This is a genomic window from Nocardioides hankookensis (assembly GCF_042658885.1).
GTDB classification, from domain to species: domain Bacteria; phylum Actinomycetota; class Actinomycetes; order Propionibacteriales; family Nocardioidaceae; genus Nocardioides; species Nocardioides hankookensis.
The window spans coordinates 338,305-351,214 of record NZ_JBHSRJ010000005.1 but is presented as its reverse complement, the minus strand read 5'-3'; the positions used below and the strand labels follow the sequence as shown (position 1 = coordinate 351,214).

13 protein-coding genes are annotated in these 12,910 nt (G+C 72.7%); 4 read left to right on the top strand and 9 right to left on the bottom strand.

Annotated features, from left to right (window positions below; all coding sequences use genetic code 11):
* Window positions 1-27: 27 nt before the first annotated feature.
* On the top strand, window positions 28-1,116 hold the full coding sequence (locus tag ACFPYL_RS16255) for an ATP-dependent DNA ligase (protein WP_379156379.1): 1,089 nt from the start codon (window positions 28-30) through the stop codon (window positions 1,114-1,116).
* Window positions 1,117-1,127: 11 nt separating this feature from the next.
* The gene (locus tag ACFPYL_RS16250; protein ID WP_379156376.1) at window positions 1,128-1,700 is read left to right on the top strand and encodes a hypothetical protein; all 573 of its coding nucleotides are present in this window, start codon (window positions 1,128-1,130) and stop codon (window positions 1,698-1,700) included.
* A gap of 112 nt (window positions 1,701-1,812) precedes the next feature.
* Here the strand turns inward: ACFPYL_RS16250 and tsaE are convergent, their stop codons facing one another.
* From tsaE to ACFPYL_RS16230, 4 genes are read right to left on the bottom strand one after another with little or no spacing between them, the layout of a single operon-like run.
* Window positions 1,813-2,727: a tRNA (adenosine(37)-N6)-threonylcarbamoyltransferase complex ATPase subunit type 1 TsaE gene (gene tsaE, locus ACFPYL_RS16245; RefSeq protein WP_379156373.1), complete on the bottom strand. Its 915-nt coding sequence runs from the start codon at window positions 2,725-2,727 to the stop codon at window positions 1,813-1,815.
* Entirely contained in the window at window positions 2,724-3,797 is a 1,074-nt protein-coding gene (locus ACFPYL_RS16240) for an alpha/beta fold hydrolase (protein WP_379156370.1), read from the bottom strand. The genes tsaE and ACFPYL_RS16240 overlap by 4 nt, the downstream gene beginning before the upstream one ends.
* A 2-nt stretch (window positions 3,798-3,799) precedes the next feature.
* Window positions 3,800-4,930, bottom strand: a complete 1,131-nt coding sequence (alr, locus tag ACFPYL_RS16235; protein WP_379156367.1) for an alanine racemase — start codon at window positions 4,928-4,930, stop codon at window positions 3,800-3,802.
* A gap of 16 nt (window positions 4,931-4,946) precedes the next feature.
* Window positions 4,947-6,320: a bifunctional ADP-dependent NAD(P)H-hydrate dehydratase/NAD(P)H-hydrate epimerase gene (locus tag ACFPYL_RS16230; protein ID WP_379156364.1), complete on the bottom strand. Its 1,374-nt coding sequence runs from the start codon at window positions 6,318-6,320 to the stop codon at window positions 4,947-4,949.
* A 121-nt stretch (window positions 6,321-6,441) separates the two neighbouring features.
* Between ACFPYL_RS16230 and ACFPYL_RS16225 the strand changes: the two genes are divergently transcribed.
* The gene (locus ACFPYL_RS16225; RefSeq protein WP_379156362.1) at window positions 6,442-7,362 is read left to right on the top strand and encodes a hypothetical protein; all 921 of its coding nucleotides are present in this window, start codon (window positions 6,442-6,444) and stop codon (window positions 7,360-7,362) included.
* 25 nt (window positions 7,363-7,387) lie between these two features.
* Here ACFPYL_RS16225 and ACFPYL_RS16220 read toward each other — a convergent pair whose 3' ends face one another.
* Entirely contained in the window at window positions 7,388-7,741 is a 354-nt protein-coding gene (locus ACFPYL_RS16220) for a holo-ACP synthase (protein ID WP_379156359.1), read from the bottom strand.
* A gap of 7 nt (window positions 7,742-7,748) precedes the next feature.
* Window positions 7,749-9,593 (bottom strand): glutamine--fructose-6-phosphate transaminase (isomerizing), encoded by a 1,845-nt coding sequence (gene glmS / locus ACFPYL_RS16215; protein ID WP_379156356.1) that lies wholly within the window; start codon window positions 9,591-9,593, stop codon window positions 7,749-7,751.
* Window positions 9,594-9,659: 66 nt separating this feature from the next.
* On the opposite strand from glmS, the gene coaA reads away from it, so the two are divergent.
* The gene (coaA, locus tag ACFPYL_RS16210; RefSeq protein WP_379156353.1) at window positions 9,660-10,640 is read left to right on the top strand and encodes a type I pantothenate kinase; all 981 of its coding nucleotides are present in this window, start codon (window positions 9,660-9,662) and stop codon (window positions 10,638-10,640) included.
* Here the strand turns inward: coaA and ACFPYL_RS16205 are convergent.
* From ACFPYL_RS16205 to ACFPYL_RS16195, 3 genes are read right to left on the bottom strand one after another with little or no spacing between them, the layout of a single operon-like run.
* Entirely contained in the window at window positions 10,627-11,205 is a 579-nt protein-coding gene (locus ACFPYL_RS16205; protein ID WP_379156350.1) for a hypothetical protein, read from the bottom strand. The genes coaA and ACFPYL_RS16205 overlap by 14 nt on opposite strands.
* A 9-nt stretch (window positions 11,206-11,214) precedes the next feature.
* Window positions 11,215-12,015 carry an ABC transporter permease gene (locus ACFPYL_RS16200; RefSeq protein WP_379156347.1) on the bottom strand — a complete coding sequence of 267 codons (801 nt, stop codon included), beginning with the start codon at window positions 12,013-12,015 and terminating at the stop codon, window positions 11,215-11,217.
* Window positions 12,012-12,905: an ABC transporter ATP-binding protein gene (locus ACFPYL_RS16195; RefSeq protein WP_379156344.1), complete on the bottom strand. Its 894-nt coding sequence runs from the start codon at window positions 12,903-12,905 to the stop codon at window positions 12,012-12,014. Before ACFPYL_RS16195 ends, ACFPYL_RS16200 begins: the two co-directional genes overlap by 4 nt.
* Between the last annotated feature and the right edge of the window lie 5 nt (window positions 12,906-12,910).

Here is a 12,910-nt window from a genome sequence, read left to right as displayed (position 1 = left end):
CTTTAGCGCACGACCTACCCTCTCGTCGTGGACCTCCCCGTCATGCCACCCGTCCAGCCGATGCTCGCGAAGTCGGTGAAGGGGATCCCGGACCCGGAGAAGTACGACGGCCTCAGCTTCGAGCCGAAGTGGGACGGCTTCCGGTGCATCGTCTTCAAGGACGGCGACGAGGTCGAGCTCGCCAGCCGCAACACCAAGCCGCTGACGCGCTACTTCCCCGAGGTGGTCGCCGCGATGCGCGAGCAGCTGCCGGAGCGGTGCGTGCTGGACGGCGAGATCTTCGTGTCGATCGGCGAACGGCTGGAGTTCGAGGTGCTCCAGGAGCGCATCCACCCGGCGAAGTCGCGCATCGACATGCTGGCCGAGAAGACGCCCGCGTCGTACGTCGCCTTCGACCTGCTCGCCCTGGGCGACGAGTCGTACGCCGAGCGACCGTTCGCCGAGCGGCGGGCGGCGCTCGAGGAGGCGCTCGCCGGGTTGGACGGCCCGTGCTTCCTCACCCGCACCACGACCGACCCGGCCGAGGCCGAGGAGTGGTTCCACCAGTTCGAGGGGGCGGGGCTCGACGGCGTCGTGGCCAAGCCGGTGGGGGCGGCGTACCAGCAGAACGCCCGCACGATGCTCAAGATCAAGCACGAGCGCACCGCCGACGTGGTCGTGGCCGGCTACCGCGAGCACAAGACGAGCACGCCCGAGAAGCCGCTGCTCGGCAGCCTGCTGCTCGGGCTCTACAACGACGACGGCCAGCTGCAGCACATCGGCGTCAGCGCGAGCTTCACCGCGGCGCGACGTGCCGAGCTGATCGAGGAGCTCCAGCCGCTGGTCTGCGAGATCGCCGACCACCCGTGGGGGCACTGGAGCGAGTTCCTCACCGCGAACCCCGACCGGGTGCCCGGCACGCAGAGCCGGTGGAGCCAGGGCAAGGACCTGTCGTTCACGCCGCTGCGGCCCGAGCGGGTGCTCGAGGTGGCCTACGACCACATGGAGGGGCACCGCTTCCGGCACACCGCCCAGTTCCGTCGCTGGCGCACCGACCGCGACCCGGAGTCGTGCGGTTACGAGCAACTGGATGAACCGGTCAGCTACGACCTCGCTAGGATTCTCGGCGTCGACTGAGAGAGGCAGACATGTCGGAGAACGCAGTGCCCGGGACCACGGGTGAGGACTACGACGTCGTCCTCCTGATCGAGCAGGCGCTGAGCGAGCAGGACGCCGCCCAGGTGCACTCGCTGCACGAGGGCCTGGACGAGCCGGTGACCTACCACGTGCTCCTCCCGCTGGAGGACGCCGCCGCCCGGATCGAGTCCGCCATGGGCTCACTGACGGCGGGCGACATGCTCGCGTCGCCGACGATGCCGATGAGCGAGGTCGACCTCGACGCGGTGCGCAAGGACTGCGAGGACCGCTCCACCACCGAGCTCACCCAGACCCTCGAAGCGCTGCGCAAGAGCGGCGCGACCGCGCGCGGCCAGGTCGTCACCGACCCGCCGATCGACGCGCTCGCCGCCAAGGTGACCGAGGTCGACGGTCGCGAGGCGATCATCCTGACCCGCCCGCACGTGGTCTCCGAGTTCTTCCACCTCGACTGGACCTCCAAGGCGCGGCGCAAGCTCGGCGTACCGATCCTGCACCTGCTGGAGCACGAGACCTTCGACCAGCAGGCCGAGCGGTACGGCGAAGAGGGCATCACCGGCCTCTAGCGCGAATCGTGACTTCTGGTCAGTCGAATCGGGACTTCTGGCCACGCGACCTGACCAAGAGTCCGGACTGGAGTGACCAGAAGTCACGACTCGGCGGGGGCGGCGGCGCGGGTCACCCGAGGGCGCGGAAGGACAGCGCGTGCCAGCGCGGCCCGACCGGGGTGAGCTCGACCCGGCGCGGGTCCAACCCGTCGTGCGGGGCGTCGCCGCGCACGATCGCGACCTCCAGGCGGGACTCCGAGAGCCCCTCGGCCAGCCCCTCGCCCCACTCGACGACCGTCACGGCGTCGTCGAAGGAGGTGTCGAGGTCGAGGTCGTCGAGCTCCTCGAGCCCGCCGAGCCGGTAGGCGTCGACGTGCACCAGGTCCGGGCCGCCGACCAGTGACGGGTGCACCCGGGCGATCACGAACGTCGGCGAGGTGACGTCGCCGCGCACGCCGAGGCCGGCCCCGAGCCCCTGGGTGAACGTCGTCTTGCCCGCGCCGAGCTCGCCGCTGAGCACGATCAGGTCACCGCGGGCGAGCTGCCCGGCGAGTGACCGGCCGAGGCCACGCATCGCGTCGGCGTCGGGCGCCTGGAAGACGTGGGTGCGCAGCGGGCGGCGGAGCTCGACGTTCGGGGAGTCCCGGCGGATCTCCCGGAACCCCTGCCGCTCCCAGAACTGCACCGTCTGCGGCAGCTCCTCGCGGGCCACCACGGTCAGGTCGTCGGACCCGTCGGCCGCGTCGACGGCGGCCTCGATCAGCGCGGCCGCGACGCCGTGGCCCTGGGCGTCGGGGGCCACGCCGAAGCGACGGAGGTACGTCGTGCTGCCGACCGGGTCGAGCACCAGGGCACCGACCGGGCGGCCCTCCAGGCAGGCGAGCAGCCCACCGTGGCCGGCCAGCTTGGCGGCGATCGTCTCCTCGGTCTCCTCGAGCGCGGCCGCCGGCGGGTCGAGCGGCGGGCGCGCCTCGAACGCGGCCCGCACGACGGCGAGGACCTGCCCCGCCGACTCGGGGCCGACCCGGGTGATGTCGACGGTCACCGGGCGTCCTCGGCCCCGGTGGCGGCGAGCAGGCGGTCGAGCTCGCCGTTGACCTCGGAGTGGCGCTCCAGGATCACCATGTGGCCGGCGCCGTGGCACTCGAGCAGCGTGGACCCGTCGATCCGCGACTGGAGCTTGCGGCTGTGCCCGATCGAGGTGAGCTTGTCGTCGGTGCCGCAGATGACGGCGGTCGGCACCTTCGCCAGCACCTCGACCGCATCGAACTTGTCGAGCGAGGAGAAGCCCGGGAAGAACTCGGCGACGACCTCGAACGGCGTCGCGGACAGCATCCGGTCGACGAACGCGACGTAGCTCCCGGGCACGTCGTCGCCGAAGGCGAGGTTGGCGGTGGCGACCAGCGCCACGTCGCGACCCGCCTTGCGCACGCCGTCCACGATCTTGTGGGTGCGGGCGAGCGCGGAGATGGTGCGACCGACCGGGCCGGCGCTCCCCCACGCCGGGACCATCGGGAAGAGGATGCGGCTCGGCTCCAGGCCGCCCGCGGTGGTCGAGATCAGCGCGGTACCGACCACGCGGTCGCCGAAGAGCTCCGGGTGCTGCTCCGCGAGCGCGACCACGGTCATCCCGCCCATGGAGTGGCCGACCACGACGACCGGACCCTCCGGCGCGACGGCATCCATCACGGCCAGCAGGTCGCTGCCGAGCTGCTCGATGGTCGCGTTGCCGATCGGCGAGCGCCCGGAGCGGCCGTGCGAGCGCTGGTCGTAGAAGACCGTGCGGACACCTGCGGTGCGGTAGTGCTCGCGCTGGAAGTGCCAGCAGTCCATCTCGAGGGCGTAGCCGTGGGCGAAGATCACCGTCAGCGGCGGCTTCGCCTTGCGCAGCCGGCTCTTCGCGGGCGCCTCGGGCTCGTCGACCTCGACGTGCAGCGGCGTGCCGTCGTCGGCGACGACGGCCACCGGCTCGGAGTGCAGGGAACCGAACGCCGGTGCGTCGTCGGGCGCCCGCCCGGCGATGCGCTTGCGCTGCCTGTTCACGCCGACGCCCGCGCCGGCGGCCGCGAGGCCGACGGCACCGACGGTGACGGCTCCGATCACCCGTCCTCGCATGCTCACTTGTCGACGTACCTCCGGGTCATGCGCCCTCCGACTCGGGTGACGATCTCGTAGGAGATGGTGCCGCTCGCCTCGGCCCAGTCCTGGGCGGTCGGCTCACCGTCGCGCCCCGGCCCGAACAGCACCACGTCATGCCCGGGCGCCGGCAGGTCGCCGTCCAGGTCGACGACGAACTGATCCATGCAGACCCGGCCGCGGATCGCCCGACGCTTCCCGTCGACGAGCACCTGGGCGACGTTGCTGGCGTGGCGGGGCACCCCATCGGCGTACCCCACGGGCACCAGGCCAACCGTGGTGTCGGTCTCAGCGGTCCAGGTGTGACCGTAGGAGACGGAGGCGCCGGCGGCGAGCGGCTTGGTCTGCGCGAGCGTGGCCCGCACGGTCATCGCCGGGCGCAGCCCGAGGTCGGGGGTGTGTCCCGGCGCAGGGTCGAGGCCGTACGACGCGAGCCCGACGCGCACCAGGTCGAACCGGGCGGACGGGCGCAGGATCGCGCCGGCGGAGTTGGCGAGGTGGCGGACCTCCGGGCGCAGCCCGGCGGCCTCGGCGACGTCGAGGGCGTCGCGGAAGACGGCCTCCTGCGCGTCGTTGGCGGGGTGGTCGGGCTCGTCGCTCGCGGCGAGGTGCGACCAGATCCCGGTGACCGTCCAGGTGCCGTCGCGCTCGCCCGCGGCGGCCGCGGCGACGACGTCGGACCACGTGCTCATCGGGGCGCCGCCCCGGGACAGGCCGGTGTCGACCTTGAGCTGGAGCCGGGCGGGCCGGCCGACGACGCCGGCGGCGTCCTCGATCTCGTGCAGCTCGGCGAGGGAGTACGCCGTGACGTCGATGCCGGCGGCGATGGCCGCGGCGTGGTCCTCGCCCGGCACGGTCAGCCAGCACAGCAGCCGTCCGGTGTCGCCGGCCTCGCGCAGCGCGAGCGCCTCGTCGATGGTGGCGACGCCGACCCACTCGGAGCCCGCCTCGCGGGCGGCGCGCGCGACCTCGACCATGCCGTGCCCGTAGCCGTCGGCCTTGACCACCGTCATCATCGGCACGCCGGTCAGCTCACGCAGCGTGCGGACGTTGTGCCTGATCGCCGCGAGATCGACCACGATCTCCGCGCGCGCGACCGGCAGGGGGCTCATGGGACCGATTGTCCCATCACCGCTCCGGCAGGCTCCGGACGGCCAGCGGGATGGACGCGGCGACCTGGCTCGCGACCAGCGGACCGCCCCGTCCGGCGAGGGTCGCCGCGGCGCCGTGCAGCCAGGACCCGACCGAGGCGGCGTCGTACGCCGCCAGCCCGGCGGCGAGCAGCGCGCCGACCAGCCCGCCGAGCACGTCGCCGGCCCCGGCGGTGGCGAGCCAGGGCGTGCCGGTGGTGGTGACGCGGACGCGGCCGTCGGGCGTGGCGACGAGCGTGTGCCGGCCCTTGAGCAGCACCACGCAGCCGTACTTCGTGGCCGCGTGGCGGGCGTGGTGCAGCGGGCGGGCCTCGACCCCGTCGCGATCGACCCGCAGCATCGCGGCGAGCTCGCCCGCGTGCGGGGTCAGCACGGTGCCGGCGGGCAGGAGCCCGTCGACGTGCGCCAGGGCGTCCGCGTCGACCACCGTGGGCACGCCGTCCGCCAACGCGGCCGCCAGCTCGTCGCCGGCGTGCTCGCCGCCCCCGGACCCGACCACCCACGCCTGCACGCGCCCGTCGCCGACGACCTCCGGGTGCACCTCGCGGACGGTGTCGGCCGCAGCTCCGACGTACCGCACCATCCCGGCCAGCCCGCTGGCCGCACCGGCCACGCTGAGCAGGGCGGCGCCGGGGTACTGCTCGGACCCGGCGCGGACGCCGACCACGCCGCGGGTGTACTTCTGGGCGTCCGGCGTCGGGCGTGGCAGCAGCGCCGCGACGTCCTCGGGCTGGAGCGACTCGACGGCTGCCTCGGGCAGGTCGAGGCCGATGTCGACGAGGTGGACCACGCCGGCGGCCGCGGCCGCCGGGTCGACCAGGTGCGCGACCTTGTGGGTGCCGAAGGTGACCGTGACGGCTGCCGTCACGTGCGGACCGTCGAGCTCGCCGGTGTCGACGTCGACGCCGCTGGGGGTGTCGACCGCGACGATCGGCACGCCCTCGACCGCCGCCAGCGCCTGCTGCGCCTCGGGTCGCAGCCCGGGACGCCCGCCGATGCCGACGATGCCGTCGACGACCACCTCGGGTCGCGTCCGCATCTCGGTGACGATCCGGCCGCCCGCTCCGCGGAGCGCAGCGATCCCGCCCTCGTGCGCGTGGTCGGACAGCAGCCACGCCTCGACCCCGACCCCGCGCCGGGCGAGCAGCGCGCCGGCGTACAGCGCGTCGCCGCCGTTGTCGCCCGAGCCGACCAGCAGCAGCACGCGTCGCCCGTACGCCGAGCCGAGCAGGTCGACCACGGCGTACGCCAGCCCCGCCGCGGCCCGCTGCATCAGGGCCCCTTCGGGCGCGGTGCGCATCAGCTCGGCCTCGGCCGCCCGCACCTGCTCCACCGTGTGCGCCCGCCTCATGTCGCCCACGCTAGCGGGGTCGTGATGCCCAGCGAGCGCCATGGCGCACCTGCAGCCGCACGACACCGCACCCCGTGGACGACGAGACGCACCGGATGCACGATCAGGGCAGCGTGATGACATGCGGAAGAAGACGTGGCGTGAGGTCGCAGCCGACCAGGCAGGGCTGATCAGTCGTCGCCAGCTCCACGACCTGGGCTTCGATCGCTTCCGCGTGCGCAACAACATCGCCGCCGACCGCTGGGTCGACCTCACGTCGACGGTCATCGGCACGACGACGGGCCGGCTGGACGAGGGGCAGCGTCGGTGGCTCGGGATCCTCCACGCCGGCCCACGAGCGGTTCTCGGTGACCTCACGGCAGCGGAGGTCGCCGGCCTGCGCAACTGGCACCGGGACGACGTCACGGTGCTGGTTCCCTACGACCTCGACCTCGACGACCCGCCAGACGGCATTCGCATCGCCAGGACCCGCCGACCGATCGATCTCTTCCGTGCCCCGGGTGGAGGCCTGCCTCGATGGCGCATCGAGCCCGCGATCCTCCACTTCGGCGCGTACCAGTCCAACCGGCGCACTGCTCAGGGCGTCGTCGCCGCGGCCGTTCAGCAGAGGCTGACCACACCGGACCGACTGATGCTGACGGTCGAGCAGATGCGGCCGCTGCGGTGGGCCGGTCTCTTCCGAGAAGCCATCGGCGACATCGCGGGTGGATCGCAGTCGTTGGCCGAGATCGACGTCATCCGCTTCTGTCGCCGACAGGGCCTTCGCCCTCCCGACCGGCAGGTACGTCGTCGGGACGCGGAGGGCCGGCTGCGGTTCACCGACTGCGAGTGGGAGCTCGACGACGGACGGACGCTGGCCCTCGAGGTGGACGGCGCCTTCCACATGGACGTCGAGCACTGGGAGGACGACATCGCCCGCCAGCGCGCCCTGACAGATCCTCAGCGCCTCGTCGTTCGCTGCACAGCACGCGAGCTGCGCGATGATCCCCACCGACTGGGCGCCGACCTGCGGCGGCTCGGCGTCCCCTGTCGTGCTGCCTAGCGTGCGCTGTCGCGCACGCTGAGCATCACGACCCCTCCAGGACCACCACCGCCGACGAGATGCCGGCGTCGTGGGACAGCGAGACGTGCACGGAGGCGACGCCGAGCTCGTCGGCCCGGGCGAGGACGGAGCCGCGGATCTCGAGGAGCGGCCGGCCCGAGGACTCGGAGACGATCTCGGCGTCCTGCCAGTGCAGGCCGGCGGGGGCGCCGAGTGCCTTGGCGAGGGCCTCCTTGGCGGCGAACCGCGCGGCCAGCGAGGCCAGCGGGCGCTCCGCCTCGGTGGGCGTGAAGAGGCGCGCCGACAGCCCCGGCGTACGCCGGAGCGACTCCCCGAAGCGCTCGATGTCGACCACGTCGATGCCGACGCCGATGATCATCGGGCCGTCACTCCACCGTGACGGACTTGGCCAGGTTGCGCGGCTGGTCCACGTCGTGGCCCATCTGCGTGGCGAGCTCGCACGCGAAGAGCTGCAGCGGTACGACGGCGACCAGCGGCTGGAGCAGCACGGGGACGCGCGGCAGCCGGATGATCACGTCGGCGTACGGCGTGATCGCGTCGTCGCCGTCCTCGACCAGGCAGATCGTGCGCGCACCGCGGGCCCGCACCTCCTGGATGCCGCTGACCATCTTGTCGCGCAGCTGGTCGCGCCCGGCGGGCGGGACGACGCAGAGCACCGGCAAGCCCTCCTCGATCAGGGCGATCGGGCCGTGCTTGAGCTCACCGGCCGCGAAGCCCTCCGCGTGGATGTAGGCGAGCTCCTTGAGCTTGAGCGCACCCTCGAGCGCGACCGGGTAGCCCGCGTGCCGGCCGAGGAAGAGCACCGACCGGGTGTCGACGTGGTCGGCGGCCATCGCGTAGATCGAGGACGCGTCGTCGAGGACCCGCTGCACCTGCTCGGGGATCGCCTCGAGCTGCTGCATGACCTGGTCGATCTCGTCGCCGTAGCGCGTGCCCTTGACCTGGGCCAGGTAGAGCGCGAGCAGGTAGCAGGCGACCAGCTGGGTCAGGAAGCCCTTCGTCGACGCGACCCCGATCTCGGGACCGGCGTGCGTGTAGATGACGGCGTCGGACTCGCGCGGGATCGTCGAGCCGTTGGTGTTGCAGATCGCGAGCACCTTGGAGCGCTGGGTGCGCGCGTGCCGGATCGCCTGGAGCGTGTCGGCGGTCTCGCCGGACTGGCTGATCGCGACGACGAGCGTGGAGTAGTCGAGGATCGGGTCGCGGTAGCGGAACTCCGAGGCGAGCTCGACCTCGACCGGCACCCGGGTCCAGTGCTCGATGGCGTACTTGGCCACCATGCCCGCGTAGAAGGACGTGCCGCAGGCGATGATGATGACCTTGTCGACGTCGCGGAGCTCCTGGTCGGAGAGCCGCATCTCGTCGAGGTGCAGGTGTCCCTCCGGCGTACGACGTCCGAGCAGCGAGTCGGCGACGGCGCGGGGCTGCTCGTGGATCTCCTTGCGCATGAACCAGTCGTGGCCGTCCTTCTCGGCGGCCGACAGGTCCCAGTCCACGTGGTAGCGGCGGCCCTCGGCGGGCGTGCCGTCGAAGTTCACGATCGACACCCCGTCGCGGGTGATCGTGACGACCTGGTCCTGGCCGAGCTCCAGGGCCTCGCGGGTGTGCTCGATGAACGCCGAGACGTCCGAGCCCAAGAAGTTCTCCCCCTCGCCGACCCCGACGACCAGCGGCGAGTTGCGGCGGGCGGCGACGACCCGCGACGGGTCCTGCGAGTCCACGGCGACCAGGGTGAACGCGCCCTCGAGCCGCGCCACGAGCTGGAGCATCGCGGTGGTCAGGTCCAGCCCGGAGACCACCAGGAGCTCGAGCAGCTGCGCCGCGACCTCGGTGTCGGTCTCCGACAGGAGCACGTGGTCGCTGCGCTCGAGCTCGGCCCGCAGCTCGGCGAAGTTCTCGATGATCCCGTTGTGCACCAGCGCGACGCGGCGATCGCCGCCGGTGTGCGGGTGGGCGTTGGCGTCGGTCGGCGCGCCGTGGGTCGCCCACCGGGTGTGCCCGATGCCGATCGTGGCGGCCGGCAGCGGCCGGTCGACGATCGCCTTCTCCAGGTTCGCGAGCTTGCCCGCCCGCTTGTCGGACGCGATGACCCCGTCGGCGACCAGCGCGACCCCGGCGGAGTCGTAGCCGCGGTACTCGAGCCGACGCAGACCCTCGATCACGACATCCTGGGCCTGCTTCTCCCCGACGTACCCGACGATGCCGCACATGGGGGTCACTGTATCGACCGGACACCGGAGGTTTGACCGCGCACGTCGGCTGCAACAATCTCCCGCATGTCTTCCCACGGCGGGCCGGGTGTCGCCGACGAGCCCACCCGGGAGTCGTCGCCGTACATCGAGCTCGACCGCTCCGCGTGGGCGGCACTCGCCGCCGAGGTCGAGAACCCGCTCACGGGTGAGGAGATCCGCCGGCTCCGCGGCCTCGGCGACCAGCTCGACCTCGACGAGGTCCAGCAGATCTACCTGCCGCTCTCCCGCCTGCTCTCCCTGTACGTCGAGGCGGCGGGCGGGCTCTACCGCCAGCAGGAGGAGTTCCTCCACCAGGTGCAGCCGACCCGCACACCGTTCGTGATCGGCCTCGCCGGCTCGGTCGCGGTCGGCAAGTCGACGACCGCCCGCGTGCTCCAGCAGATGCTCGCGCACTGGCCGGAGCACCCCAACGTCGCACTGGTGACGACCGACGGGTTCCTCTACCCCAACGCCGAGCTCGAGCGCCGCGGCCTGCTCCAGCGCAAGGGCTTCCCGGAGTCCTACGACCGCCGCGCGCTGATGCGCTTCGTCGTCGACATCAAGTCCGGCAAGGACGAGGTCGAGGCGCCGGTCTACTCGCACCTCACCTACGACGTGCTGCCCGGCGAGAAGGTCGTCGTCAAGCGTCCCGACATCGTGATCATCGAGGGCCTCAACGTCCTCCAGCCGGCGCGGGTGCGCGAGGACGGCCGCAGCGGCCTGACCCTGAGCGACTTCTTCGACTTCTCCGTCTACGTCGACGCCGGCCGGGACAAGATCCGCGACTGGTACGTCGAGCGCTTCCTGCGGCTGCGCGAGACGGCGTTCCGCGACCCGGAGTCCTACTTCTCCAAGTACGGCGCGCTCTCGGCCGACGAGGCCGTCGCCGAGGCGACCCGGATCTGGGACACCATCAACGGCCCCAACCTGGCCGAGAACATCCTCCCCACGCGCTCCCGCGCGACACTCGTGCTGCGCAAGGACCGGGACCACTCGGTCCGCTACGTGCGGCTCAGGAAGCTGTAGTCCGCAGGATCCGCACGATCTCCTCGTGCTCGAGGGTGCCGTCCGCCCCGGCGTCCGCAACGAGCACGACGCGCAGGTCGCCGGCGCTCACCATCGCCAGCTCCACGCCCGCCGCGGCGCACGGCCCGCTCCCGCCCGGCAGTCGGACCCACCGCAGCGTCGCGTCGGTCCCGTCCGCCAGCACGACCCGTTCGCGGTGCTCCTCGCCCGCACCGCCCAGGCTCTCGCGCCAGGCCTCGAAGGCCTGGTCGGTGAACCCGGCGAAGCCACGGTTGGAGTCCCCCGGCTGGTCGGCGCAGTAGCCGTCGCGGAACACCGCCGCCCCGCTCACCTCGGCGGTCGGGCGCCCGCCGTCGTCGGCGTAGTAGATCCGGCTGCGCGGCCCGCGCACCTCCCACGACTCCCCCGGCACCTCGAAGGACGCACCGGACCGGGGATCGGTCACCACGAGCGCGGCCTCGGGATCGTCGTCGCGCACGTACGTCGCCACCGCGACCGCTGCCGTCACGAGCACGGCCACCACCGCGACCACCGCGAGGACGACAGCGACGCGGGACCGGGTCATGTCCCAGTCCTACCCGATGTCGCGGCGCAGCGTCGTCGTCCTCCCCACGAGGGCGAGCACCCCGGCGTACCCCACCAGCACCAGCAGCGCGGCCCAGCGCGGCAGCAGGTCCGCGGACCCGCCGGACATCTCGCTGAGGAAGCTCGCGCCGATCAGTCCGTCGGCAGCCGAGCCCGGCAGGAACTTCGCCACGGAACCCGTTGCCGCGAAGCCACCGAGCGCGACCCGCGCGATCGGCTCGACGAACTGCGTGAGCGCCAGCAGCACGACGATCGCCGCGACCTGGTTGGGCACCACCGACCCGAAGGCGACCCCGATGACGGTCCAGAGGGCGGTGACCACGATGCCGAGGAGGAGCACCTCGACGACCGCACGGTCGGTCAGGAAGGCGCCGTCCCCGGCCCCTGCGAGGAGAGGTGCACTGGCGGCGACGATCCCCACTGTCCCGGCCAGGCCGTAGAGCAGCCCGAGCGGCAAGGCGACGAGCAGCTTGGCGCCCAGGAAGACGCTGCGACGTGGCTCGACGAGCAGGGACGCCGTGATCGTCCGGTGGCGGAACTCCGATGTGACGAGCAGGCTGCCGACGACCAGCGGGAAGACGTAGCCGATGGCATTGATCAGCCCGTAGACGCTCTGCGCCGCAGCCACCCCGCTCAGCTCGAGCCCGCCCTGGTCCTCCGGGGTGAAGACGATCGAGAAGGCGAGCACCCCACCCACGAAGGCCAGGTAGCCCGCCATCCCGATGAGCAGCACCCACCACAGCCGGGTGCTGCGCAGCTTGCGGACCTCGGCGACGACGGCGGCCCTCACGTCGCTCCTCCGGTCAACCGGAGGAAGACGTCCTCGAGGCCGGGTTCACGGCTGGCGAGCTGGTGCAGCTCGATGCCGGCGGCGTACGCCGCGGCCCCGACCTCGGCCGCCGGGGCGCCGGGCACCAGCACGCCGGCGCCGTCGCTCCGGGGCACCCAACCCCGGTCCCGGCACATCGCGGACAGCGCGTCCGGGGACGGTGACTCGACGTAGGTCTCGGGCACGGCGAGCGCGCGGAGCTCGGCGAGGGACGAGGCATGGACGAGCCGCCCGTGCGCGATGACGACGACGTCGTCGACCGTGTGCTGGACCTCGCCGAGCACGTGGCTCGAGACCAGCACGGTGCGACCCTCGGCGGCGAAGCCCCGCAGCAGGCCGCGCATCCAGACGATCCCCTCCGGGTCGAGGCCGTTGGCGGGCTCGTCGAGGACGATCGCGGGCGGGTCCCCGAGCATGGCGGTGGCGAGCCCGAGACGCTGCCGCATCCCCATCGAGTAGCCACCGACGCGGCGTGCGGCCGCGGGCGCGAGCCCGACGAACTCGATGAGGTCGCGGCACCGCGACCTGCTGGCGCCGGTCTGAGCGGCGTACACCTCGAGGTGGGCGAGCCCGGTGCGGCCGGGGTGGAAGCTGGACGCCTCGAGGGCCGCCCCCACGACGGAGGCCGGGACCGGGCGGTCGACGTAGGGACGATCGCCCACGAGAGCGCGGCCCTGTGAGGGCCGGGTGAGGCCCAGGAGCATCCGCAGGGTCGTCGTCTTGCCGGAGCCGTTGGGTCCGAGGAAGCCCGTGACTGCGCCGGGTCGGACCGCGAAGGTGAGGTCATCGACGGCACGCACGGCACCGAAGGTCTTGCCGATGCCCTCGACCGCCAGACCCGGAGCCTCCATGGCGC